Origin of the sequence: Pseudarthrobacter sp. CCNWLW217 (genome assembly GCF_037203985.1) — a bacterium.
Taxonomy (GTDB): domain Bacteria; phylum Actinomycetota; class Actinomycetes; order Actinomycetales; family Micrococcaceae; genus Arthrobacter.
Genome location: NZ_JBBCBT010000012.1, coordinates 1 through 25,109, shown reverse-complemented (window position 1 = coordinate 25,109; position 25,109 = coordinate 1). Strand labels below are relative to the sequence as shown.

Annotated in this window: 23 protein-coding genes and 1 pseudogene; 10 read left to right on the top strand and 14 right to left on the bottom strand. The window is 60.0% G+C overall.

The annotated features are described in order from the left end of the window. Position 1 precedes the first annotated feature (1 nt). From V9L18_RS14585 to V9L18_RS14570, 4 genes are read right to left on the bottom strand one after another with little or no spacing between them, the layout of a single operon-like run. Entirely contained in the window at positions 2-601 is a 600-nt protein-coding gene (locus V9L18_RS14585; RefSeq protein WP_337347886.1) for a DUF6668 family protein, read from the bottom strand. A gap of 36 nt (positions 602-637) precedes the next feature. Continuing rightward, positions 638-2,110, bottom strand: a complete 1,473-nt coding sequence (locus V9L18_RS14580; RefSeq protein ID WP_337347885.1) for a chromosome partitioning protein ParA — start codon at positions 2,108-2,110, stop codon at positions 638-640. Positions 2,111-2,151: 41 nt separating this feature from the next. Continuing rightward, the gene (locus V9L18_RS14575; RefSeq protein WP_337347884.1) at positions 2,152-2,664 is read right to left on the bottom strand and encodes a hypothetical protein; all 513 of its coding nucleotides are present in this window, start codon (positions 2,662-2,664) and stop codon (positions 2,152-2,154) included. After that, a complete protein-coding gene (locus V9L18_RS14570; protein WP_337347883.1) occupies positions 2,661-3,740 on the bottom strand; it encodes a CHAP domain-containing protein in 1,080 nt (359 codons plus the stop codon). The genes V9L18_RS14575 and V9L18_RS14570 overlap by 4 nt, the downstream gene beginning before the upstream one ends. Before the next feature lie 177 nt (positions 3,741-3,917). Here V9L18_RS14570 and V9L18_RS14565 point away from each other — a divergent pair, with 177 nt between their 5' ends. Next, positions 3,918-5,060, top strand: coding sequence for an alpha/beta hydrolase family protein (locus V9L18_RS14565; RefSeq protein ID WP_337347882.1), 1,143 nt, complete (start codon positions 3,918-3,920; stop codon positions 5,058-5,060). 6 nt (positions 5,061-5,066) lie between these two features. Here V9L18_RS14565 and V9L18_RS14560 read toward each other — a convergent pair whose 3' ends face one another. The 4 genes from V9L18_RS14560 to V9L18_RS14545 all read right to left on the bottom strand — a co-directional run bounded on the left by V9L18_RS14560 (position 5,067) and on the right by V9L18_RS14545 (position 7,312). Next, positions 5,067-5,978, bottom strand: a complete 912-nt coding sequence (locus V9L18_RS14560) for a hypothetical protein (RefSeq protein WP_337347881.1) — start codon at positions 5,976-5,978, stop codon at positions 5,067-5,069. 3 nt (positions 5,979-5,981) lie between these two features. Then, positions 5,982-6,371 (bottom strand): hypothetical protein, encoded by a 390-nt coding sequence (locus V9L18_RS14555; protein WP_337347880.1) that lies wholly within the window; start codon positions 6,369-6,371, stop codon positions 5,982-5,984. A 60-nt stretch (positions 6,372-6,431) separates the two neighbouring features. Beyond that, on the bottom strand, positions 6,432-6,878 hold the full coding sequence (locus V9L18_RS14550) for a hypothetical protein (protein ID WP_337347879.1): 447 nt from the start codon (positions 6,876-6,878) through the stop codon (positions 6,432-6,434). Positions 6,879-7,090: 212 nt separating this feature from the next. Continuing rightward, positions 7,091-7,312 carry a hypothetical protein gene (locus V9L18_RS14545; protein WP_337347878.1) on the bottom strand — a complete coding sequence of 74 codons (222 nt, stop codon included), beginning with the start codon at positions 7,310-7,312 and terminating at the stop codon, positions 7,091-7,093. Between the two features lie 201 nt (positions 7,313-7,513). On the opposite strand from V9L18_RS14545, the gene V9L18_RS14540 reads away from it, so the two are divergent. Then, entirely contained in the window at positions 7,514-7,750 is a 237-nt protein-coding gene (locus tag V9L18_RS14540; protein ID WP_337347877.1) for a hypothetical protein, read from the top strand. Positions 7,751-7,953: 203 nt separating this feature from the next. Further along, positions 7,954-9,792: a MarR family transcriptional regulator gene (locus V9L18_RS14535; protein ID WP_337347876.1), complete on the top strand. Its 1,839-nt coding sequence runs from the start codon at positions 7,954-7,956 to the stop codon at positions 9,790-9,792. Between the two features lie 855 nt (positions 9,793-10,647). On the opposite strand, the gene V9L18_RS14530 is transcribed toward V9L18_RS14535, so the two are convergent. Further along, positions 10,648-11,589 carry a ParA family protein gene (locus V9L18_RS14530; protein WP_337347875.1) on the bottom strand — a complete coding sequence of 314 codons (942 nt, stop codon included), beginning with the start codon at positions 11,587-11,589 and terminating at the stop codon, positions 10,648-10,650. Positions 11,590-12,412: 823 nt separating this feature from the next. Between V9L18_RS14530 and V9L18_RS14525 the strand changes: the two genes are divergently transcribed. The 4 genes from V9L18_RS14525 (at position 12,413) to V9L18_RS14510 (ending at position 19,332) form a co-directional block, all read left to right on the top strand. After that, the gene (locus tag V9L18_RS14525; RefSeq protein ID WP_337347874.1) at positions 12,413-12,766 is read left to right on the top strand and encodes a TnpV protein; all 354 of its coding nucleotides are present in this window, start codon (positions 12,413-12,415) and stop codon (positions 12,764-12,766) included. 98 nt (positions 12,767-12,864) lie between these two features. Then, the gene (locus V9L18_RS14520) at positions 12,865-17,826 is read left to right on the top strand and encodes a helicase-related protein (RefSeq protein ID WP_337347873.1); all 4,962 of its coding nucleotides are present in this window, start codon (positions 12,865-12,867) and stop codon (positions 17,824-17,826) included. 220 nt (positions 17,827-18,046) lie between these two features. Further along, positions 18,047-18,883, top strand: a complete 837-nt coding sequence (locus V9L18_RS14515; RefSeq protein WP_337347872.1) for a hypothetical protein — start codon at positions 18,047-18,049, stop codon at positions 18,881-18,883. 287 nt (positions 18,884-19,170) lie between these two features. After that, positions 19,171-19,332, top strand: coding sequence for a hypothetical protein (locus V9L18_RS14510; protein ID WP_337347871.1), 162 nt, complete (start codon positions 19,171-19,173; stop codon positions 19,330-19,332). 106 nt (positions 19,333-19,438) lie between these two features. Here the strand turns inward: V9L18_RS14510 and V9L18_RS14505 are convergent, their stop codons facing one another. Continuing rightward, positions 19,439-20,185: a hypothetical protein gene (locus V9L18_RS14505; RefSeq protein WP_337347870.1), complete on the bottom strand. Its 747-nt coding sequence runs from the start codon at positions 20,183-20,185 to the stop codon at positions 19,439-19,441. A gap of 9 nt (positions 20,186-20,194) precedes the next feature. Next, entirely contained in the window at positions 20,195-20,806 is a 612-nt protein-coding gene (locus V9L18_RS14500) for a recombinase family protein (RefSeq protein WP_337347869.1), read from the bottom strand. A gap of 263 nt (positions 20,807-21,069) precedes the next feature. On the opposite strand from V9L18_RS14500, the gene V9L18_RS14495 reads away from it, so the two are divergent. Both V9L18_RS14495 and V9L18_RS14490 read left to right on the top strand, forming a co-directional pair. Next, positions 21,070-21,894 (top strand): hypothetical protein, encoded by an 825-nt coding sequence (locus V9L18_RS14495; protein ID WP_337347868.1) that lies wholly within the window; start codon positions 21,070-21,072, stop codon positions 21,892-21,894. Positions 21,895-22,015: 121 nt separating this feature from the next. Then, entirely contained in the window at positions 22,016-22,714 is a 699-nt protein-coding gene (locus V9L18_RS14490; protein ID WP_337347867.1) for an AbiV family abortive infection protein, read from the top strand. 45 nt (positions 22,715-22,759) lie between these two features. Here the strand turns inward: V9L18_RS14490 and V9L18_RS14485 are convergent, their stop codons facing one another. Both V9L18_RS14485 and V9L18_RS14480 read right to left on the bottom strand, forming a co-directional pair. Further along, positions 22,760-23,170: a hypothetical protein gene (locus V9L18_RS14485; protein WP_337347866.1), complete on the bottom strand. Its 411-nt coding sequence runs from the start codon at positions 23,168-23,170 to the stop codon at positions 22,760-22,762. 60 nt (positions 23,171-23,230) lie between these two features. Continuing rightward, positions 23,231-23,977, bottom strand: a complete 747-nt coding sequence (locus V9L18_RS14480) for a hypothetical protein (RefSeq protein WP_337347865.1) — start codon at positions 23,975-23,977, stop codon at positions 23,231-23,233. A gap of 299 nt (positions 23,978-24,276) precedes the next feature. Here V9L18_RS14480 and V9L18_RS14475 point away from each other — a divergent pair, with 299 nt between their 5' ends. After that, complete coding sequence (locus V9L18_RS14475; protein WP_337347864.1) at positions 24,277-24,582, top strand: SOS response-associated peptidase family protein; 306 nt, start codon at positions 24,277-24,279, stop codon at positions 24,580-24,582. Here V9L18_RS14475 and V9L18_RS14470 read toward each other — a convergent pair. Continuing rightward, positions 24,579-25,109, bottom strand: a pseudogene (locus V9L18_RS14470) (hypothetical protein); the annotation flags it as partial. The gene V9L18_RS14475 and the pseudogene V9L18_RS14470 overlap by 4 nt on opposite strands.

Below are 25,109 nucleotides of genomic sequence, written 5' to 3'. Positions count from 1 at the left end.
TTCAGTGAGCGGTGCTTGATTTGTCGGCAGCCAAGGTGGCTATGTCAGTAATGAAGCGTTGAAATTCGCGGGTCGGTGTCGTGTCGTTTCCAAGCCGCCATGCCTCGACCCAGGGCAGGGTCCAGAGCCGGGGGGCTCCCCCGCCGACGATGGCGGCGAAGTCACGCAGCGCTTTGGGGGTCTTTCCCTGTGTGTCCGCCAGGATCGCGAGGCCGAGCAGGTCAGCTTTCGGTGTGGCTCCTGACACCCATTGGGTCAGGGCACTCCTGGCGGCTGTGAGGCCGCGCATGTCTGCGCGGCAGACCAGCAGCACCCGCGGCTCGCTTCCGTCCTGGAGGACGGGCCAGCAGTGATCGGTGGCGCGTGCGCCGAGGAGGTCCGCGATTCTGCTTTCGCCTGCTCCCCCGTGAGCGCCGATGATCCATAATTCGGCGGAACCGGTCATGGTGCGGCGTGCCAGTCTGTCGGCTGCGTCGGGTTCGACCACTCCTTTCAGAGGCGCAGTAATGACTGCCGCCGGCGGCACATACGTTTCCGGTGTTTCCTCTTCCGCAGTGCCGGCGGTGGGGCTGGTGATCCAGGGGTTCAGGGACTGTTGCATGGTTCCTCCTTTCGAAAGTCCGGATGATGGGTGGGTTTAGAAGCCCTTGGCGACGGCGGCCGCGGCCGCCAGCCATGCCCGCTGGGTGGTGGGCTGGAGGGCTTCGTAGCGGATGGGTCCATTGACCAGGGCCGGGTCGTAGGGAATCCTGACGACGGCCCTGACGAACGGTTCAAAGCCGTCCGCAATCCGCTGGGCCTCGTCTTTGGCCCGCTTCAAGGCATCCCCGGACATGGCGCGCTTGGCATCAGTGGATTCGGAGACGATCACGACGGAGTTGCGGGCCAGTTCGGCGTCGTGGCCACCACGCGATTCGAGGGTCTGCAGCGTCAGCCGGGCGGCTTCTGCGCGGTCCTCAATAGCCGTCACGGGCACGACGAGTTGGTTGGTGTGGTGGATCATCCTGCGCCAGTTCGCTGCCCGGGCGGTGTTGCCTGAGTCCATGACCACCAGCCGGTAATAGCGGGTGAGGACCTGGTGGGCGATGTCGACTTCCTCATCGGTGACTTCGTGGTCGCCTTCCTCGTTCTCATCCGAGCGCAGGACGTCGAACTTGTCGGCGGTCTGGTGGTGGACGAACTTGGCGATTTCGGCAGCGTTCGTTGACGGGGACAGCAGTTCGGTCGAGGAATCGATCAGGTCCAGAACGCTCCGGTCATGGGCGCCTTTCTCGGTTCGCCAGCCCAGCGTGCCTTGGGACTCGTTGTTGTCCCACGCCACGGTCGCGGCCCCGCTGTAGCGGGCGAGGATGGCCGAGAGCATAACCACCGTGGGGGTTTTGTTGGCACCGCCCTTGCGGTTGACCACGGCAATGGTCCGGGGACCGGGCCAGTGCTGGCTGACCGTGCGGATATCCTCCCGCTCAGAGAATTCTTCCGCGGACGGGTCCATCCGGAAGCCAAGGCGCGTGAGCGCACCCCGCCAGCCCTGTGTCGCAGGTTCCAGGACCGGGGCGCTGACCAGGAAGGAGGTTTCCTTCAAGCTACGCCGAGTCGCCGGTGCTTCCTCAGCGGCAACTGCCGTCTCCGGTTCCGGGGTGACCGGTGCGATGGTTGTTTCGGACGTGACGGGATTCGGCGGCCACGGCTGGCGGTCCACCGCGGCGACGGGGGCAGCCGTGGGTTGTGCCGGCGCCGCAGCGGGCTCAGGCTCAGGGGCCGGGACGGTATCCATGACGGCCGGAGCTGGCGTCTGGGCCGTGGGTTCCGGTGTTTCTGCCCGGCGCCGGGCGGGGCGTGCCTCGTAGGAGACGGATTCGATCGTGTTGTCCGGGTGCACGATCAGTTCACCGTGCCCTTCGGGATCCTCGATCTGGACCCTGACGGGCCGGTTCAGCGTCTGGGCCTCACCCACGACGAGGGCCAGGGCGTTGTCGCGAAGATCCTGCAGGGACTCCCCGGCAGGGACGATGCGGGAGTTTCCCGCGACGACGACCTCAGCGGTTCCGTTGTCGCGGACGATGGCCTTGATGTTCGGAAAGGCCAGGACCTCGGTTGATGTGGTGCTCATGGGTTTCTTCCTTTACGTGTGTGAGTTGGGGAGTCCGGCGCTTAGGACGAGGGGGGCGTGAAGCGGTGGACCTTCCATGGGGCTTCCTTGCCCGTGCGGAGCAGCTGCACCGTGTAGGTCCCGGCGTCGGTGGGCACCGCCGCCATGACCCCGTAGCCGTTGGCTTCATCGACGCTCAGCTCGGCGGGGCCGGTAACGCGATCTGCAGGGATGTTGGCCGGGTCAACGGCCGAGTAATCGGCAGTGGCCTGTGGCGTAAGCCAGCGGGCAAGATCGTTGGCCCACTGCTTTTCCTCCCTACCTGGGCGGGCAAAGTCCGCCATAGCCCTCTCGGCGATATCCACGGCCGCGTCCTTGCTGGCCTGATCCCAGGTGATGCCGATCGTGGCCGGGACCGTGCCCTCGGGAGCCTGCGGTCCACTGCTGGCGCTCAGCGAAACGGGCGCGGAGGGCGCGACTGTCGTCGGTTCTGCCGGTGCCGGCGTGGTGTTTGCTGCCGGTGCGCAAGCGGCGCAGAGCAGGGCTACTGCGATGAGGGCCAGGGGCTTTTTCACTTTTTCTCCTCTTGGATGGGCAGGTACAGAAACGCTGAGGGGACAGCGCTGCTCACGGTCCGGGTGTAGTAGTTGTGGTCATCCGGGGGCGGGTTGCCGTTGTAGCCCTCTTCGATGTAGGTCCCGTCGTCCCTGACTTCCTTGACCACCGCGACGTGCCCGTAGGCCGCGTCCGCTCCCCCGGCACCGGGCGCGTACCAGACCACCGCGCCGACCCGGGGCGTGTTGCCCGTGGCCCAGCCTTTAGCGTCCCAGCCGGCCTTCCACGTCAGTGCCGAGCCCAGGGCCTGACCGTCCGGACGGAAGGTGCCGTTGAGGAACTTGAACGGCGCGCCGGTGGACCCCATCTGCTGGTTCACCCGCCACAGGGCGAAGTCCACGCACTCGCGATAGAACATGCCCAGAGGTGATGCCGCCGCTGCGCCCGCTCCGGCCTGCATCCAGGTCGGTGAGTTTTTCCACGGGTAGTCATCCCCGGCGCCGGATTGCCCCGGAATAGCGCAGCCGCCGCCTTCCAGCGAGAACTTGCCGTCGGAGAGTGCCTGGACGAGTTTCACTGCCTCGGGCCAGTACCGCTGGTAGTGGTACGGGTCAGCGTTTCGTTGGACCTTGTTACCGGCAATAGTGGGCTCCAGCAGCTCCCAACCGTCCACCTTCTGCAACGCCTTGATGAAGTTCGTGGCACTGATGGTCGGGTCCATCCGGTCCGAGTACGAACCCCATGCACCGTTGCCGCGCTGCTGGAACAACCCCCGGGAATCCGGGCCGGCGCCATCCCCATGGTCCAGAACGCGCAGCCCCGACTCCCCCAGGGCTACCATGACGCTGATCATCTGACCCTTCACGGACAGATTCAGCGCCTTACCGGCGCCCATGATCGCCGCGGCATTCTTCAACTGCTCCTGGCTGTAGCCCTCAACCTTGGTGTCAGCATCGATGACAACAGAGACGGCCGGACCGCAGGTGGCGGCAGCTGGCTTCGCGGGGGCGAGAAGCAGGAGCACGGAGAAGATCAGTCCGAAGAACAGCCCGGGGATGGCAATGATGGCCGCTAGGCCAAGCGATTTGCGCTGCATTAGATTCGTCCCTCCCCCTTGGACGTCGACTGGCTCAATCGAAAGACTACACGCCTGTAGTGAACATGTGCAACGCATGTAGTGGTCATGAGGTGTTCATATATCAGGGACTGAGACGACGTTACGATGATTGGGTTCCGTTCCTCTTCATGGCTCGGCGCTGGAGGGTGAGACCTAATGCTGACGACACGGCGCGGCCTGGCCTGCCTCGCGTTCCTTGTACCGGCGGCCGCCTTATCTGGATTCGCGTTTGTCATGGCACGCAAGATCGTCAAGCGAGGACCAAAGGACTACCGTCGTGCCGAACTGACAGATGATGGCCGCAGAGTCCGCATCGATTTGGACGACTACACCAAGGCCCCGGGCGACTTTGGCGTGTTCGACCCCCTGGCCGAGAGCTACACGAGAGTCGGCGAGGTCACGCTGATCGATGAGGATCGAAAGTACGTGGAGCGGCGGATCCATCCGCTGGACTCCGGGCCGGCGTCCCTCGGGCCCCTGGTCGATTGGACCCCCGATGTGTTCTTCGAACCCTCTGCGGTGGCCGGACGGTTCGAGGAGGTGCACATCCCCACCGCCTACGGCGCGGCGCCTGCGTGGCTATTCCAAGGAAAGAAGACAGACACATGGGTGATCCATATCCATGGCAGCTGGACCGACCGCTCGATCATGTTTCGGGACGTCCACGCTTTCAGTCCCTTGGGATTTACCTCATTGGTTCCGTCATTCCGCAGCGACCAGGAGGTCAGCCCACCTCAGGCCGAATCGAGCCACCTTGGTCAAACTGAATGGCGTGATGTGGAAAGCGCCGTGGGCTACGCCGTGGATCATGGAGCGAGGCGAATCATCCTCTCGGGCTGGTCAATGGGTGGGACCATTGCCCTGCTCACAGCGGAGCTCAGCGCCTACCGGGACCGGATCGTCGGGGTCGTCCTGGTAGGCCCGGTCACGAGCTGGCGTAAGACCATCACAGCGGGGGCGGCGCGGGCAGGCGTGCCGGCGGTAGGGGCCGGCCTTGTCATGTCTCTGCTGCAGGCTCCCCCCTTCGCGAGGATGCTCGGGCTGGAGGAACCGATCAACTTCAATGCACTTGAGTGGGTCGACGTACCTAACCGGGTGGGAGTCCCGACGCTGGTTTTGCACTCCAGCGCAGATCAAGAGGTTCCATGGGAGATCTCGGCGGCGTTCCAACGCGCGAATCCTGACACCGTTACCCTGATTCCGTTACCGGAGGCGCATCATACCCAGGAGTGGAATGCCTCGCCTTGTACCTTCACCAACGAACTCACGAGGTGGATCAGCAAAACGATCTTGAATTGAGCAAGGCTACATCTGCGCGTCTAACTTGGCCTCAATGTGGCTGATTCTGCCCTGAACAGACTCCGGGAACATCATCATGTTCCCCCGCTGGTAGTTGTGCAGAACGATGAGGCTTTTGTAAACGCCATTTTCGAGCGTTTCATTGAAAAGGTCCCACGCCGGACTGACGAGGGATTGATCTGCATTTACCCGGATCCTCAACGCGGTAAGCCAGAGAGCATCGATCATCCAGAGCCGCAGCTTCGGGAGCTGTTTCGACAGGAAAAGAATCAACCACCCCGCAGCCGTCACCGAGAGGCCTAAATAGAAAAAGCGGTCAAACCAGGATCCGATCGCTTGAGCGAAGGCGTCCCATGGCGAGAAATGGAACAGCACCACGTACGTAATGTGGCACGAACAAGCCGCCGCAACCACGAGCAGACCCGCTGAGAATGTGGCATACGGGCCCCTCGCCTTGTGCCGAAGCATGTAGATGATCCTGAGCACGGTGAATAACAACGCGAGCATGTATGTGCCGCTATACGTAGCAGTTGCGAGCTGGTCCATGCGGGAAGCAATGAAGTCCGCAGCCGTTGGAGCTTTGTCCTCAATCAGGGCGAAGCTGACAATCATGATGGGAATGCTCAGCAACGGCGCGTAGTAAGTCCACCTGACTGTTACGTTCGCTAACCGCCGCACGCTGTCGTTGAAGAAGAAGATCGCTAGTAGCGCGAAGATGGCTTGAAGCAGATTCGTCACGTTCACGCCACCGAGGTAGCTGTCGATAACCACTAGGGGTGTAACCGTTCCCAGGACATAGAGCGCCGCGAGTCCGAACATCGACGCCAGCCACGACGCCCGGGATTCCGCCACCTTGACCACCGAGGGGATCCGGAGGAGGCATAGGGCACTCAGCAGCGCAAAGAGCAACAGTTTCATGGTTTAGCTGAGGAAAGGATCAGGATCGAACGAGCTGCGTGCACGGGTCTTCTTCGACATCTCGAAAGCGAAATCCTCCACCCACCGTTCGACAGGATGATTGGGAACGGACCGGCAGGTAACACTAATTGCGTCCGCGGTTTCCCTCAACATCTCTTCAGAGAGATCCGGCAGAGCCATGGGAATTCGAAAGCTCTCCAAGTAGATGTGTCCGAGCTCGTGATATATGCAGTGAAGTTTGTATTGCCGCGATTTCTGCGGCGGAAAATAGACGTTGACGCGATCTTCAAATTCGGCTTTGAAGGCCGTCAGCGCACCCCAGGACTCCTTATACTCGATCAGATTGATCGGCTTCTCACAGATCACGGTCAAGCGGTCGATAACTTCGCTCATCGACGTCGTCCCGTCTCCGCATAACTCCCGGACCTTTTCCGGGACCGGCGGGAGAGCCATTCACTCGTCGCCTTGCATCGACGCATCGATGATCCTGGTGATCGTCCTCAGAGTTTCTGGCGAGGTGGCCCCCAGGTTTCTCGCTGCAAAGTTCTTCACCTTGAGCTTCCGCATCTGGACAAGGAATTCCATGCGCGCTTCTACCTCGGGAGGAGTCTCACTGTTGAGATCACACAGATAACTGGCTGGTACAGCAAAAACGAACTCTGATATGCCCTTCAGCAGTTCTTGATCCGTCACCAGGCTGCCGGTGCCATTGATCAAGTAGGACCACCGTGTCCGCGACAGGTGGATTCCGTGGGCGGAAAGTGCTTCTTCGACATGAGGGTAAGTGAGCGCAGTGTTGTTATCTGCCTCCCAGATATCCACCAGGATGCCCATGCGATCCGCTAGCCGCTCTTTCTTCTGTTGCTGCGTAAGAAACACGCTGCGGCCCCCATTTGCCATCTATACAGCTCCTTAGCCAAGCTCAGCCACTTGTGTAGGCCGCCAACACAGAGCAGGCGGGCAGCTGACTCAAAATGTTACCCGACGACTTCCGGAGCGTACAGGCAGTGAGTTGTGCATGTGCGGAGCATGTATGTAGTCTGTCGCTTGCTTGGTCTTTCGAAGAAGCAACCGGTGCCACCACGACAGGACCTGTGTATCGACGGGTTCTGTTAAACCGAAGTGAGGGTGATGACATAGAGGAATACCGCCCACCCAAACTGATCGGCAAGAAAGCGCCCCTGCACTGCCTTGTGCTCCCGGATCAGCATTACACCGCATGGAAGGCGACGCAGCGGTACAACATGTCCTTCGGTGAGTACGTTGGTGCCTTGATAGACCGCGCGGAAGGACGTCCCAACAAGCTTGATGGGATGCAACAGGTGCCATTGCATATCGGCGAGTCGTAGGACGCAAAGGCGACGAGTCACAAACGCGACACGCCTCCGTTTTCTGAAAACAAATCCCCGTGAGTTGAATTGCCCGGTGATAGTTTCGGAGCAGTCGCAACGACATTCGAATCAGTCGGGGCGGCAGGCATGACAACGATGAAGCTGTAACCGCTTGGCGGATACAAAATTCAAAGGACAGAAGACATGACGGCAGTAGCAGTGAATCGAGGCGGCGGGCGCCCCAGTAAAGGCCTGCGTAAGTTCATTGGTTTGCGCGCGCCGATACCCACTTCTGACGGTATTGCAAAGGTTGCCGCTCACAAGGGCTTGACCGTCACGGAGTACCTTCTGTCCGTTGTAGAGCCAAAGCTGCAAGAGGACCTGGCGGCATTAGGCCAGGACAACTACCAGCAGGAGCTGCCCATCCGCATTGCCTCATAACAAAAAAGAAGGCCCGCACTAGGCGGGCCTTCGAAGCTTGAGACTTACCCTCTGGATTGCTTGCCGGCGGATCAGATAGTAAGTCGTGGAGAGCCTAACCAGGCCATCCTTTGTGTTGCTATGAAACCGATCTGGCAGGATCGGCCCTTTTTCGTACCTCAATCCCCGAAAGGATTACCCACATCGTACATCAGCACGTCTCCGTGCTTCCAGCACACCCAACCACGGGCGTGTCTACGGAGCCAGACGACCCAGCCACCGTTTGGGCAGCGCTAGCACCACTGCTGGCCGGCCAGCCTCGTGTACGTCTGTCGCGTGATGCAGGGAAATCGTACCCGCAAAAACACGAACGAAATCTTACCGAAGCGCTTCCTCCTGTACCTGCTGCGGTGCGAATTTTCGGTAAAGACGGTACCTGCGCTGCAATTTTCCTGGACTTTGACTCCTCTGTTGACGGCCTTGATTGGGTCGAAGCCGATGTTAGAGCGGTTCAGACGTGGCTTCATGCCTGTGGAGCAAGGTGGATCGAAGACTTCTCCCCCAATGGAGGCCGTCACGTCTACGTTCCTTTAGAGACCCGGGTGACATTTTCAGAAGCACGCGATCTGGTAGAAGCATTGGGCACCCGCCTAAGAACCTTGGACAAGACGCCACACCAGAACATACTCCACGGCTGCATGCGTACCCCCGGATCCGCTCATAAACGTGGGGGTCACCAACAGCTCGCCATGAGCTTGTCCCGCGCCTATGACATTGCCCGCAAACCAAACAGGCCCGCAGTCTGGGCAGCGATGAAAGCCGACCTCCAGAGGGAGATAGCGGCCGTTCAAGCTCTGCGTCTCGAAATACCCTTCCCCTCGGCAACTGAAGCCTCCACGACGTCCAGACCAGCAGGCCGAATGTCCAGGGGCATGCAGCAGATCGCCGTGAGTGGCCTTTACGACGCCAACCGCTACGCCTCCGATTCCGAGGCGCGACAGGCAGTAATCACCGCGGCTGCCGCCTCCGGCATGAACCTCACCGAAGTAGAGCGTCGAATGATGCAAGGTACCTGGCCGGGGCTCGCTTCCTTCTACGCTCGCTATGCCTCGCGCCACCGCCTACCAGCGCTGAAGCGGGACTGGGCAGAAGCAGTCGACTACTTACGAAGAAACGCAGGATCCAGAACGAGAAAGGACAATGCCCGTATATCCCCCACAAGCCAGCCAAATACACAGCCCCCTCAACTAACTCTGGATTCGATCTCGTCAGATCCGCAATCTGAGCATCGGTTCATCCGTACCTGGCGCAATGCACTCGCCCTAAGGGAGCACTCGTACACTGCTTCAAGAAGTGGCCTGGCAAGAAGAATTGTTTTGAGGGCTTTGGGCGAAGCAGCTCACAAGACGTCGTCGCGTTTCATTGAGTTCGGTGACAGATCCATAGCTGTAGCAACTGGCCTTGACCATACGACGGTCGGATCGCATCTGCGAGCTCTGCGAACGGAGCGAGATCCTTTGATTACGCTGGTGGAAGCCGGCCGAGGAACTAAAGGGGACCTCTATATGCTGACCGTTCCCGAGAATGTACGGGCAGCAGCCGAAGACCTCTCCTGGCGGAAGGGAAAGATCCATGCGTTGAGGCCAGTTTTTAGGGAGCTCGGGTTGCCGGCGGCCTTTGTCTACGAGGCGCTCGAACGGTCCCCGGGTATGCATACTGTAGAGCTCGTGCGCCAAACTAGACTTTCCCGGACCGCGGTGACAGAGAGTCTTGAGGTGCTGGCCGCATGGAACATGGTGGCCAGGGACGCGTCTCGCGCCTGGTCTGTGGTTGCCGGAACATCGTTGAAGGAATTGGCAGAATACTTCGGAGTTTTGGAAGCTGTCGCTGCACAGCTCCACAAGTATCGCGTCGAGAGAATATTGTGGCGGGAATGGCTGGCAAGAAACGTAAATACTGTCGCCGAGTTGCTTAGTCCGGACGAGGACTACCCCTGGTACGCATACGAGGGCCCACCCGATGAGTGGGCCCTCACAGACCTAGCGTTTAGCCGAAGAGCATGAGTGGCGGCATGACCCGCCTCAAGTTTCTGAACCAGGCTCTACGTGCGCAGTCAATATTAGTAGTAGCACCAAAGCAAGCGTGCCATAACGTCTGCCATAAGTCCTATGGGAACCCAAAATGCAGGCAGAAGGAGTAAGCGGCAGATGACAACCACTCCCCTGATTCTCATTAGTCGGTTACATGCAGTTTGAAAGCCGTCGACACCAGGGAGCTCCGGGAGGGTGCGCCGAACTCAATGACTTTCTGATCGAGCCAAGCGACCTGATCATCGTCCAGGCGCACCTGAATCTGAATTCCCGCGGACCCTCGTTGACGCACAGCCCTTCGAGGCATACCGGAGGCCGTCGGCACAGTCTCCGGTCTAAACTCCCGGACAATCCGCTCCGGATCCAAGGCCTCAAAGGCGTCCAAGAGGAGATCAGCGTAGGTCACCCGCGCTGAGTGCACCGCTTCCTTAACGCTGACAAGCAGCCCCGGCTCCAAGTACACCCCGACATTGCGCGGAGCACCAGGGACAGTCTCTGACGCTTTCGACTTCGAAACCGTGGCTTTTTTGCCGCCCTGCCTCTTCGGGCGCACGGTTGAAGGCGATGCCTCTGAGACCTCGGGTTTTTCGTTCGACCGCGCTTGTCGGGACCCATTGGATGGGTTGTCAGCCTCGACGACCCCCGTCTCTGTTCCTACATCCGTCAGAGATGTCGGTTCCCCTGCACGGGAGTTATCTGCGGGAGCTGATTCCAGATTGCCCGAAGTAACCTCCTTGCGCTCACGCTTGGGAGCCAACATCCCCTCTAGTTTCGCTCCACGTGGCGTGGCGGGAGCAAATGCATTCGCCAGACTGGGACGTCCGCCGCTCATACCCGTCCCTCGCTTTCGATCGCATTCAGGCGGGCTAGTATCTCTCCGGTAAGCTGCTCGAACTCCTCAGCGAGACCACCGGCGTTGCGTGAAAAGAAACCGTCCGCTGGCTTCTCCCCCGCCCGAAGAGCCCTGAGACGACTTTTCTGGGCGTCCGTGACAGCACCCTCAAGTTCGTGGAAAAGCAGGCCCTTTTTCCTGGCGTCAGCGCTGGCGCTTTCCAGATTGCGGATCCTGGTTTCGAAGACCGGAGCAACCGTCCCTAGCATCTCTGCTAGGGTCTCTCGGACGCTCCGTTCCAAGCGCAGTGATCTCGGGCCCACACCGAAAAGTACTATTCCAGCAAGTTGCAGTGACGGGTTTTTGTCCCGTACAGCCATGAATCGACGAGCGATTCGCTCGACCCCGTCAATGCTCGCGTCGTCAGACTTCGTAGGGATGACAACGGCGCTGGAAATGGCAAACGCGCCCTCAACGAGAGTCCTCTCCCCCGGCGGGGTATCGATGAGGATAAGGTCGTAGTCGTCCGCCAGGGGTGCTAGAACGGCGTAGAGCATGTCACCGAAGTCGCTTGCGTCGGAGCGGTTTGAACGGGAAACCATGAGCCCTTGAATATCCTCAAGCTCCTGGCCTCCAGGAATGACATCGAGGTTCTCGCGCACGTCGCGCAGGATGAGCGGCGCGGTGCCGGCTATCAGAGCCTGGAACAACTCACGGCCAGTCTGCCGGTCATATCCCAAGTCACGCGCGAGGTCACCTTGGGGATCGAGGTCAATCATCAGGACGCGTGAACCCGCCAAAGCTACGTAGCCACCGACGTTGGCAGCAGTTGTTGTTTTGCCTACTCCCCCTTTGCCATTGGCAAAGGAAACGACGCGGTCGATTGCCTGTGCATGATTCGTTTTTGGGCTCGCTGGTGCTTGCAATGATCGTGCCATTGGTTCATAACTCCCTGCTGATTTGGCTCTCTACGCTCCACCATATGGGAGCTGCCCGGGTAGATCCTGCATCAACACGCACGGTGATTTGTGTGAGTTCCATGGTTGTTGGCTATGCAGTAGCCATCATGCGTTTTTGAATTGGAAATCGGATTTCGTCTGCGATGTATCGTTTTGTTGGTGGACACATTGTTGCTATGGCCGAAGGGCGGACGTACATCTTCATGTGCTGTCCAGTCATACGAAGCATGTGATGCTAAATGATGAAGCCCATAGGTGAGAACGTAAGTAATGAGGCAAGTTACCGGGCCTGTACGAGTGCTATAAGACAGGTTTAACAGTGGGTTGGAGTTCACGCGGGAGTTATGGCATGGGTTATGGCATGAAGCCACAACCGTCTTCAGGTATGGAACGTGACGCCAAAGCCTATTCGCCATGTTCCCTCTAGCTACCCCTGCAGAAGAACAGCGTGTAGTCCTGCGGATCTGCAGGTTGGAGTTATAGCGTGGGTTATGGCGGTCCGTCTGCAGAATCACCGGCCCAGCCCTCCTTGAACGGGATCTGCGAGGAACGTGGCTGAGGATCTATACGCCCATGGCAGCCGACTATGCTCTTCGCCCTGAGCCTTGATTGGCTGAGCACGAGATCTGTTGGTTTCGGATCAGAGGTTCCCCTGTGACAGGTGAAAAGGATGAATCCCCGCTAGCGTGACCTTCGGACCGAACGAGGCACCAGGGGGAAAAGTCCATGGCAGGGCGCAAGAAACAAATTGATGGCCAGTTGAGCCTTGAGGCTCTTTGGGCGGCACCTGAGGAGGATCGCGATGAACAAGTACGGCAGGCAGGCACAGGAAGCCTGGAGGACAGCCAGTCCGACGCGCTACAGCCAGATTCAGAACCCGGAGGAGTTTTTCACGAAGCTGGGGGAGGAAGCCCAGGAACAAGTGGACGAGTTGCTGCCCAAGATCGCCGGCCCCGACCCGAAGGGCGAGGGGTACTTGGAGAAGGTAGGGCGCTTGAACGCGGCCCGGAACCAGGCCGAGGAGATCGTCCGCTACGACCTGCTCTCGCCACCGGAGACGGAGGGCGAGGACGAGGAGGACGAGCACGTGAACCCGAGCATTCAGGAATACCTGGACTCCATGGCGGAAATCGACAGGCTGCGCCAACAGCTCTAGTAGACAACGGGACGGGTAGGTTCCGTCCGTGCTCGCAGGGAGACCTTGCTCCATCCGGTGCCCGCAGTCGCATCAGGGCGAATCTTGAAGCGCTCGAAGTGCTGCAGACGCTACAGAACGAGGACCGGCAGGCCACGGACGCCGAGAAGGCAGCCCTGGCGCGGTGGGGGAGTTGGGGAGCTCAAGGCGTCTTCCAGATCTTCGATGAAACACGCGAGGAATATGCCGGGGACCGCGAGCATCTGCGCGGCCTCCTGACTGAGGCGCAGTATGACGCTGCGAGGCGGACCACGATCAATGCCCACTACACGGACGCCGCCTACGTCCAGGCTATGTGGTCCACCGTTCAGGAACTCGGCTTCAACGGCGGAACTGTCCTGGAACCCGGATCCGGCGTGGGAACCTTCATCGGCTTCGCCCCGGATACCGCCGAGATGACCGGTGTGGAGCTGGACCCGACCACCGCGGCTATCTCCCAAGCCCTCTACCCCGGGGCCACCGTCCGCGCGGAGTCCTTCGCCGACACCAAGCTGCCCACCGGGCACTTCGACCTCGCCATCGGCAACGTGCCGTTCGCCAACGTCACGCTCCACGATCCCCGCCACAACGCCGGCGGGCACTCGATCCACAACCACTTCATCCTCAAAAGCCTCGAAATGACCCGCCCGGGCGGCATGGTCGCCGTACTGACCTCCAGCTTCACCCTGGACGCCACGAACCCGGCAGCGCGGCGGGAGATGAACCAGCTGGCCGACTTCGTGGGTGCCGTCAGGCTGCCCACCGGATCACACCGCAAGGCAGCGGGTACCGACGCGATGACGGACCTGCTGATCTTCCGGCGCAGGGAACCCGGCCAGGAACCGGCCTCCACTCTTTGGGAAACCGTCACCGCCCGCCAAATCGACGGGACGATCACCCGGCTCAACTCTTACTTCGATGAATACCCCGAACGACTCCTTGGCGAGCTGCACGTCGGCAACGGCATGTTCGGTGACGAGACCCTGCAGCTGACCACCGACGACCTATCCGCGGTGGCCGATCGCCTGAACGCGGCGCTGGCCGACGTCGTGGCCGAAGCCAAAGCCGCCGGCATGGTCATGACCGAGCGCACCGCCGAACAGGAACGCCGGCGGGCCGCATATGTCCCGGCAGCCACCCATGAGTGGGACGGCCACATCAGCGCCAGCGATAACGGCTTCACCGTTGTCGAAAACGGCTCTCATACCGACCTCGCCGTGCCCAAGACCCAGGGCGCCGAGTTCCGCGCCCTTTTGGGTCTGCGGGACGCCGCTCGGAAGCTTCTCAGCGCTGAAGCCGAAATCCGGGACGACACTGCCGAGATCGATGCCCTGCGCGAGGACCTGAAGACCGCCTACAGCCGGTACGCGGACACCTACGGGCCGATCAACCGCTACACCCTCCGGGGCACCGGCCGGGTTGATGAAGAGACGCAGGAGCCCATCCAGGCCCGCATCACGCCCCGGGCCGTGTCCGTTGTCTCCCGGGACCCGTTCGGGCCCTTGGTCATGGCCTTGGAGAACTTCGATGAAGCCACGCAGACAGCCTCCCCGGCTGCCCTGCTTTCCAGCCGGCAGGTGCAGCCACGCCGACCGGTCCTTGGCGTGGACACTGCTGAAGAAGCCCTGACCGTCACCCTCGACAGTGTGGGAGAGGTTGACCTGGACTACGCCGCGTCCCTGCTGGGCATCAGCCGCGAAGAAACACGGGCAGCGATGGGGGAGAGCATCTACCGGATCCCCGGCGCTGATGAGACTTTCCAGACACGGGCCGAGTACCTGTCAGGGAACGTCCGCGAAAAGCTCGAAGTCGCTCAAGCGTCCGCCTTGTCGGATGACAGGTTCGCCGTCAACGTCCGGGCCCTCACCGACGCCATGCCCGAGCCGCTGCGCATGGATGAAGTGGAGGCCCGTCTGGGTGCGGTCTGGATCGACGCCGGCACGCACCAGGAGTTCGTCCGTGACATCCTGAATGACCCCTACGCCACCGTCTCCAATGCCGCCGGCTCCATGTGGGACGTCAAAGCCAACCGCCACACCCTCGCCGCCACCAGCAACTGGGGCACCCAGCGGATGCCCGCCTCGGACATCCTGAAACAAGTCCTCGAACAACGCCCCGTCCGCGTCACGGACGAAGGCGAGAACAACCGCCGCGTCCTGAACCCGACCGAAACGGCGGCCGCCCAGGAAAAGGGCCAGCTGCTGCAGGAACGATTCAGCGAATGGGTGTGGGAGGATCCCGAACGGGCCACCCGCCTCATTGACGAGTACAACCGCCGCTTCAACTCCATCGTGCTGCGCGACTACAGCACCGAGGGGGAACGGCTGACCCTGCCAGGCATGGCCAAGGACTGGAACCCACGCCCGCACCAACGTGCAGCCGTGGCCCGCATGCTCTCCGAACCTGCCGTCGGTTTGTTCCACCAGGTCGGTGCCGGCAAGACCGCAGAGATGGTCATGGGTGTGATGGAGCTGCGCCGTCTGGGCATGGTCAACAAACCCGCCGTCGTGATCCCGAACCACATGCTGGAACAGTTCGCCCGCGAATGGCTCCAGATCTACCCCCAGGCCCGCATCCTCGCCGCCTCATCGGCTGACCTCGCAGGGGAGAAACGCCGCCAGTTCGTTGCCCGTGCGGCCGCCAACGAATGGGACGCCGTGGTCATGACTCGCACCGCGTTCCAGCGCGTGAGCCTCAGCCCCGAAGCCGAAGCCGCCTACATCAATTCTGAAGTCCTGCAGATGCGGGCCGAGCTGGAGGCCGTGAAGAACACTGAACAGGACAACGGACGCGCCAATTCCAGCATCATCAAACGCCTGGAAAAGGCAGTTCTGGCCCAGGAAGAAACCCTCAAAGCCAAACTCGATGCCCCCGCCGATCCGGGCATCAGCTTCGAAGAGACCGGCATTGACTACCTCGTCGTGGACGAGCTGCACGACTACAAGAACCTCCGGACCCCGAGCAACATCCCCGGCGCCGCTATCCAAGGCTCAGCACGCGCATCCGACCTGCACATGAAGACCGAGTTCCTGCGCCAACGCGAAGGCCGGCGAGTGATTACCGGAGCCACCGCAACACCGATTGCCAACTCCGTCACGGAAATGTACGTCATGCAGCGCTACCTCCGCCCGGACCTCCTGAAAGCGACGGGCATTCAGGACTTCAACACCTGGGCCGCCACCTTTGGCCAGGTTGTCGAGGAAATGGAACTCTCCGTCGCCGGCGGTGACCGGTTCAAACTCAAAAGCCGGTTCGCCAAGTTCCAGAACGTGCCCGAGCTGCTGAAGATGTTCCACACCTTCGCGGACGTCAAAACCGCCGAGGACCTGAAACTGCCCGTCCCGGACCTCGCCCCGCGGGCTGGGGACGGGCTGCGCCAGCCCAACATGCTGGCAGTGGAACCCAGCCCCGAGCTGCGCGAATACATCCAGGACATCGGCAAGCGCGTAGACGCGATCCAGCAACGTCTCGTGGACTCCGAGGAAGACAACATGCTCAAAGTCTCCTCAGACGGCCGCAAGGCCGCCCTGGACATGAGGCTCGTGGACCCCACACTGGTCCAGCATGGGCCCACCAAGATCAGCGCCACCGCGGATCTGCTGGCCAGCGTCTACGAAGAACACAAACACCGCATCTACACCAACCCGAAAACCGGTGAACCGGACCCGGTCCCCGGGGCCCTGCAGCTGGTCTTCTGCGACTTCGGCACACCCTCTGACCGATGGAATGTCTACGGTGAACTCAAGGACCAGCTGCGCCGCCGGGGCGTACCCGAGCACATGGTCCGGTTCATCCACGAAGCCAAAAATGATAACGAGAAGGGCCGGCTCTTTGCCGCCGCCCGCTCCGGACAGATCGCCGTGCTCATGGGATCGACCTCGAAAATGGGCGTCGGCACGAACATCCAAAAACGGGCCGTGCACCTGGTGGACATGGACGCCCCATGGCGGCCCTCGGACGTCGAACAACGCCACGGCCGCATCCTGCGCCAAGGCAACCAGAATTCCGAGGTCAGCATCTCCCAGGTCGTCACGAAGGAATCCTTCGACTCCTTCATGTGGCAAGGGCTGGAACGGAAGTCCCGGTTCATCAACCAGATCATGCGCGGCCGGCTCGACGTCCGCGAAATCGAAGACATCGGGGACAACACCCTGAACTTCGCCCAGGCCAAGGCCATCACCAGCGGCAACCCGCTAGTACTGGAAAAGGCCGTCGCGGACCAGGAACTGGCCCGCCTCAGCCGGCTCGACCGGGCTTACAACCGCAACATGGTCGCTGTAGCCCACACCAAAAGCGGCGAACAAACAGCAGCCGAAGCAGCCAGCGCCGACCTATCTTTGATCCAGGCAGCAGCTGCGCGGACAGTGGACACCACCGCCGATGCCTTCAAAGCCAGCATCGACGGGAAGGTCGTCGACAACCGCGGAGACGCCGCCGAAGCGATCCGCGCATGGGCCGGCAAACACGGCCACCGGCTCATGAACCTCTACGGGTACGACGAGCTCGGGACCATCGCCACCCTTGGTGGCCACGAACTGCGCGCGAAACTCGTGCCCGCCAGGGACCTCGACCATGCCACCGTTGAAGTGCGCATTGAAGGAGTACCTAGGGCGACAACCCAAATCGCCCGCAGGAGCTTGCTGTCCGCAGACGTAGGCACCATTCGGCAACTCGAAAACAGGGTTGCCTCCCTTCCGCGGCTCGCCACCGACGTGGAGTCGCGGCGCCAGGAAGCACTCTCCCGGGTCGACCAGGCCGAGAAAGCACTCGCCGAACCGTTCAAGCACGCCGACGCGCTCAAAGCCGCCCAAGCCAACTCTGCACGCATCGACCAACTAATGGCCGACGCAGCAAAACCGGAGGAACAAGCACAGTCCGCGCCTCCCGCCGACATCGACTTCCGGCTGGAAAAGATGCAACGACTGATCAACGCCTCATTCCCGCAACAGCCCATCAGGACAGCCGCTGCAGCCACCGCCGCAGCAATCCAACAGCGGCCGGCAGAACAACGCCGCCAGCGGGACTCCGACTATGGGCGCTGAAGTACCAGAGCGCGCGATGTCCCAGACTTTCCCATCTATTCCGGGCTGGCAGGTGGCACGCTCCTGAAAGGCGCTCACGACAAGACCTGAAAAACCAGTTCCCGCACAATAGTGTTCGTTATCGCATGTCTTCCCAGTCAGCTATCCCATAGCGTTATCCCACGTAATCCCATATGGCACCTGACAGCACAGTTGCGGTTTGCCAGCTACGTTGCCCGCGATGGCCCAGTCCTGCAATACGACGGCGACTTTGCGGGACTTCTACCTGAAAAAAGCGAGACGCGGCACCGCGCCTGTGCGCCAAGTGTTTGTTCAGAGGCACCAGGACGAAGCGGACCGATCATCGACGTTGGCAGCATTCGTCAACGGTCGGCACAAGACCGCTCTTGACCTTTACCTGTTACTCCTGGCCTTAGAACCAGTAGTAGTGGAGAGCCCTTTGTCGTTACAGACTTGGGCGATGCTGCTGGGACCCAAGATAACCACGGCTACTACCGCGAACGCCTTCAAGGTTTTGCAGGAGTGGGATCTCGTCCATCGCGAGCCAGGGAAAGTCGTGTACAACGTCCGCCCGCTTCTGGAGGACCGCAGCAGCGACCCTTACATACGACCGGACGGGACAGCGGACTTCAAACAGTGGTACTTCTCCATTCCGCATGAACACTGGACCAACGGTCATGCCGACCAGCTAGGCCTTCCCGGTAAGGCGATGATGCTCGTGCTGCTGGCCGGCACCTCAAAAAAGACGTCCCAAAATGTGGCCGCCCAGCAAGTACCACGATGGTACGGATTCTCAGAACGGACGGCGGAAAGAGGCTACAGGGAACTTCGCCTTGCCAAACTCACCCAGGAACGCGAGACCTACGAACGGGACCCCAACACTCCGATCAAGCTGCGAAGGGTCTACCACCGGGCCTTCTACGAACCATTCGACACCGGTACGCGCCTCGACAGGCAGGCCTCCGCAGCCAAGGCTATGAGAAAGAAAAATGGTTCTGCAGGGGACGAAACGGGCTCAAAAACCGCGCCAGTACTGGGAAGTAAGGGGGTTGCCTGACAGGACTTCTGCAGGGGGCCCTGAAAGCTCCGGTAGAATTGATACTAGGGAAACAAAAAGGGAACACCCTCAGGTGTTCCCTTCAGCTAAGAATCCGTACAGCTCTCGCGACAGTACTCTTAATAACTTGACACTTATAAAGGTACACAAGGTTCCCTGCCTTGTCAAAGGATCAGTCACGGTATTCGATTACCGAAAGGGCGCCCACCGTGGCTGCTAAACACCTAAAAACGAACAAGAAGAACACCCTTCGGACAGTGATCCGGACCATTGGCCTAGCCTTCCGCATGGCTAGGGTCCTCCAGCTCGCCAGGGACGTCCAGTCAGCCCTGCAGAATACCGGCCAGGGTCCGGAGAGTCCCGAAGAGGTAAACCCGGACTCCGGCACCGGCGGTGGGACTGACATCGACTTCCCCGCTGATTTGGGCTTCTTCGACGGCATCTTCTAGGCATTCGACTGCTGCCTGCACCGCGTCGCTGTGCAGGCAGTCGTCCGGCTGAGACTCGTCCTGGAAACCGTGAAATGGCGAGTCCTTCATGGCGGGCTTGGAAGGCTTAAACGCTGGAATGAAGGACTTTGTACACTCCGCCAAGCGCTTCCTGCAACCCTGATCTGGCATCCTCAAGTTCCTTGAACATCATTCGGTAATGATCGCCCTCGCCGTGGTCCCGGCTGTATGTGGATACCTCTAGGTACTCGTTGTTCTTCCCTTCCTCGTAGGACATGTAGTAATTGATCTTGTCCCTATACTCCTCGGCTGCTGACTTGCAGGCTTCCCACGTTTGGGCGACGTCCTGGTTATGGAAGTCCCGGGTGTCGAGGTCCCAGCGATCAATCTGTTCCTCCAGCTGACGGACGAAATTTGACGGAAGCCGCTTGTGGAATGCGTGGGCCAAGGAAACTTGAAAGGGCCCATGCATCTCCCACCCTTTCATTCGTTCCTCTAAGAGGGAGAGGTCCTTCGTTCTGCTTTTCCGGCCGTCTTCTTTAGTCTGCCGCTCCTGGATCAGCTCGGCTTCCTTGTTCTTCAGCTTCTGGACTAGTTCGGACTCTCTGTCTTTCCATTTCCGAGCAAGGTCAGCCTCTACGTCCTTGGCTCGCGCCTTGACCGCAACGTGGATGTACCCCCTGCTGACTATCAGCAGAAGGACAAAACCTGACCATCCCCACAACGGATTGGCAAGGAGGAAGTCTTTTGTAATGCCACCCGGCACAAAGAACCCAACGACGGCGAGAACCCCTGAAATGGTTGCACCCCACTCCAGCATGGACATGACGGGATGGGTCGACTTGGTGGTCATGGCGAGCTCCTAAAGGTTCCGCTGGTTCTCGGCCGTCAAGGTCTCCGGCGGTCGGGGCGGCAGATAGCGGTAGAGGCTGGAGCGGGTGATACCCGTGGCTTTGACGATTTCGGAGATGGACTGAGCCTCTTGGTCGCGAAGATGCGCGGCGTAGGCGAGCTTCACTGGATCGACCACACTTGGCCGGCCAATCCTTTTGCCTTTAGCTGCGGCAACCGCCCGCGCGTGCGCCGCGCGTTCGATCGCGTAGGTTCGCTCCATCTGACCAAAGAGCGCGAGCATTACAACAGCCAACTGCGACATGGGATCATCCGGATTAGCGGAATCGACCCTGATCGGGTCGGCCAGGTTGCGAACCCCGACTCCGCGGTCAGCCAAGTCGTGGATGAGATTCAACGTATCCCGGACGGTGCGACCCAGCCTGTCTAGGGTGTGCACCACGATTACATCCCCGTCACGGGCCTGGTCCAGGGCCTTGTGAAGTCCAGGCCGGTCCGTGGTGGACCCGGACTTCTTGTCCACGTAAATGTGTCGGGCCTCGATGCCCTCCCCACGTAGTGCTTCAATCTGCCGGTCGAGGTCCTGTTTCGCGGTTGAAACCCGGGCGTACCCAATTTCCATGGATCAAATGTACCAATACTTATCATGTACGCCCGCCGTGAGACGTTGTAAAGGAAATAGTTGTGGAACAAAATTCCTCGGTGTGTCGCCACTTTTTGATGGGAGCGGGAAGAGGCGTTTCATTACCTAGGAAGTGGAACGATGATGATTCGCCCTCACGGTAACGTTGTGCCTGCTCGCCCACGCAGCAAATTGACCTCTTCTTCTCATGCTGGCCTCTGGTACAGGGCCAACTTCGATTTCCAAATAGGGAGCACCTACTTGTGATGCGCGAACTTAAATGGTCACAGGCCAGAATCGGTCGTGCCCAGGACAACATCAAAGAGTTCGCCCAACTCCTCGGTGAGTACCTTGAAGGCCGCCCATCCCGGATACGAGTCGACATCGATGCCCAAGGCCACGGGGCCGTTCGGGTTGAACGCCGCGAACCCATCCCCGACCAACTCTCCATCCTCCTGGGAGAGGCACTTCAAAACCTACGCGCCGGCTTGGATAACTGCCTCTACGCTGTAGCGATCATCGATTCTGGAACTAACCCACCGCCAGGAGCTTCCCAGCTTCAATGGCCCATTGCGATTTCACCCAAGGAATGGACCGCGAACAAGAAACGGCTTCAGCACCTATCTCCGCATCTCATCGAGGCCCTTCATCGAATCCAGCCCTTCCAGGCTGAGAACCCCGGATGGAATTGCCTTCGCATCTTGCACGACCTTGCGCGCATCGACCGCCACCGCGCCGCCCACGAACTCACGATGAGGCCAGAGAAAGTCAAAGGAACCTACGACAAGAAGACCATTCGCGACCTCAAGATTAATGAAGGGCCACTCGACGACGAGGGCATCGTGGTCACCTTCACCAAGCTTGGAGACGATGAGTTGACACCAAAGATGCTCGACCTGCAGTTCGAGTTCGATATTGATGTCCGTGACGTCGAATTGGTCCCGCATATCGTGACGGGCAAACCGTCCCGGCCCTGGGGCTCGTTGGACAATCGTCTGAAGGTCATGTGTGCAGCAGTTGAAGACTACGCTGACGGCCTGGTAGAGCTGGCCCGAAACCCTGAGTTGGCACGGGCTGGGCAAGCGTAGGGGAACGTTCGAATTAGCCGGTTCCGCGGCCAGGTTCCATGGAAATGGGGCACGTCATGCCGGGGCAGGTTTGTGGACCTGATAGGTTCCAGACGGTGGCATGGACTCGGGAGGTTGTTGCATGGAGCTTTCTGCAAAGAATGCCCGGGAGCTTTGGAAAGCGCTGATGGATAACGCTGCGTCTTTGGTGCGCGACGCGGAGGTTCTACTGCGTTCCGGATCTTTTGGTCGGGCAAGTTCCCTGACGGTGCTTGCTCAGGAAGAGCTGGGCAAAGCGTTGTGGATCTATGACGCCTTCCAAGCCTCTTGGACCGCGGGGGAGGATGAAATCCAGGTCGTGAAGGCTATCAAGGAGCATGGCCGGAACCATACGAAGAAATACATGGAGGCCATAGTCTTCGGACGTGAACTCGCCTTTTTCTGGGGCGGATACGACCAGGATGACGATTACGGCGACGACCAGGAATCTTGGGAGAGGATTTGGCAAGAGCGTCAGCGGAAGGCCGAACTCGCAGCCAAGGATGCGAATCTCCTCAAACAGAGGGGCTTCTACGTCGATCAGGGGACGGACGGCACAATCAAGTCTCCCGGCGGCATCGAGCAGGGAACGCTAGTCCAGGACCTCCAAACCGCAGCCCAAGTCATTGAAATGCTGCTGATCAAGGATCACACGCGCATGAAGCACGACTCCGCGGAACCCTATGACGGAACACACTCGACCCAATTCAGCTTGCTCCCGATAGCGCACCCGGAAGACTGGGCAGTGGCCAGCGGAGAATTCCGATCGGCAGCAAAGGGCGAGAGCCCCAACGAGCAATGACGCGACGCTGGCGTTACCGGTTCCAAGGAACTGGGACGGAGCGTCCTAGGCGTGGGTACGGCCATATCTTTCGTGGACTGCCTTCACCTGACGAATCCAGAACTCATCCTTGTCCATGCCGTCTTGGAACAGGTCGACCTCACGAGCCTTCGCATAGAAGCCGTTGCCCGCATCGTTAGCGTTTAGGTAGATCACCAGGGAAGAGATCATCAGTGAGGGGTTCAACTTGCGATCCTCATCGACAATCCTGCCGAGCAAATATCCCACCGCCGCGCGCTCTTCTACTTGGTTGAAGTCAAAGCCTCTGAGACCAGTGCGGCGCCGCAGGACCGCATCGAGCTCGGTGTAAGTGGTGTACCTGCGCCTTCGCGCCACGTCAATCAGGAAATCGTGGCCCACCCTGACCAGTTCGTCCCAGTCCTCGTCAGACCGTCCGTACATTTCTGTTGCCCCCATCCCCGATGGTCCAAGAGTAACGCGGGCGCGTCACGCTGTAGGGCGAGCGGGAGAGCCAATTTACTTTCGCGGTCCCTTATGCTTCCAGGACCGCCACCAACGAGGCCTGACCTCTTGCTGCCGACGGTCTGTTCCGCCATCAGTCCGCACCACAGAAGCAGACTTCCCCAACGTTCTAGGATGCTTCCAGGTCTCCTTCTCATCCTGGATAAGCGGCAAGACAGAGAGGCCACCGAACAGCGTTAGGACGCTGCCAAACGAGAACCCGAAAATTGCGTAAGGCAGATATGGATCACCCGGCTTCATTGGGTCTCCACCGGAGACTAAAGTGGCCGTCAAAAGGATCGTAACGAGATAGACGCCGAGGGAGAACGCTGTCAGAGCAAGCCATCCTCCTAATGTGATCTCCAGTGGACCTTGAGCGCTTTCGATACTCCTTGATTGATCTGAGTTGACGACAACGATCCTGCCCCTGGTTATTTCTTCAGCTTTCAGATACTGCCGTGCTACACGGTGACGGTTCACACCGACGCGGACCAATTCGATTACGCCGCCAAGAATTAAGATAAACCCCGCAAGTCTCATACCCGGGAACAAATCGATATCAGCAGAAAACCAGAGGCGTTCAGGCGCCCAGACTGGATAGACTTCGCCGATTTCGAAGCCAACTGCGACGGCCATGACCAGCCCTAGATAGGCCCCGTAGGCGGAGGCAAGGGAGCGCCACATGGGGTAGGCCTCAAGAGCAACCAATCGGGCTGTGGCGTCCCTGCGCATGCTCTCAGCAAACCTACTGTCGTAGTCCAAGTCAGTTCCTTGAACCTGCGAGCTCCAAAAACTAATTCGATTGCGTAATCGGGTACCTAATGTGAGAGTTGGCACGGACGCCAAAGCACCCACGATCAGAACAGCGAGCACTTCAGCCCAAGGCGCAAAATCTACTGGCACTAGTTGATTATGAGGTGTCATGGCAACATCAGTCACAATGGGCTCATGTGCGGCAGATACGTGATGTCCAAAGCCACCGGCGATCTCCTGAGCCATTTCGAGGCGAAGGAGGTCAAAGCCTGCCGGCGCCGAGCTGGAACGTAGCCCCTACCCAGAGTGTGCCCATCGTCGCCGAACGCCTGGATGAGGGCACGATTGACCGGCATCTGCTCATTGCCCGTTGGGGTCTGGTTCCTTCCTGGGCAAAGGACGTCAAGATCGGCTCCAGGCTGATCAATGCCCTCAGCGAGTCGATCCTAGAGAAGCCGTCCTTCCGGAAGGTCGCTGTGAAGCGCCGGGCAAGTAACCCGGACGGCAGCTACAGACACATTGAGGCCGAAGGTGGCACCTATGAAGAAGCGAGTGAAAACCTCTACGCGATTCTGGAAGAGGGCCAGAACCTCATAGCCATCCTCAAGGATTAACCCGCGTGATGTCTGCCGGGCAGGGTGACGTCGGTAGGGGATAGCTCCGGCCTGGCCCGGAGTAAGCGCAAGGGATGCCGGAAGGACCTTCCGGACCATGCGGTGTCGGCGGAGACCTCAACAACTACGGGTTCCACGAGCGTTAGCGCCACGGGTTCCTTGTCCCTGTTAAACCTGTCCAGGGTCGTGCCTTTCACGATGGTCGGCCAGGGGTGCTGATCCTTTGGGGGGCGCAGCCATCGGGCCAGTTCCCGGCTTTCCCTCGTCTTCAGTGGTGTGGACCGGCCGACGATTCGCAGTTCGCCATCCAGGATGAGGCCGGCGACGACCTCGGAGGGTTGGGTGATCGGCCCGATCACTGCGCCGCAGATGATGTCCAGTGTTTCCCTGTGCTTGAGCTTCATCCAGGAACGGGCGCCGGGCATGTATGGCTGGTTGTTGCCTTTGATGTTCCCTGTCAAGTTCAGCGTGTTGACGAAGGTGCGGCCGACTACAGCCAGAAATTTGGATGGACGCTTTCCCACTTG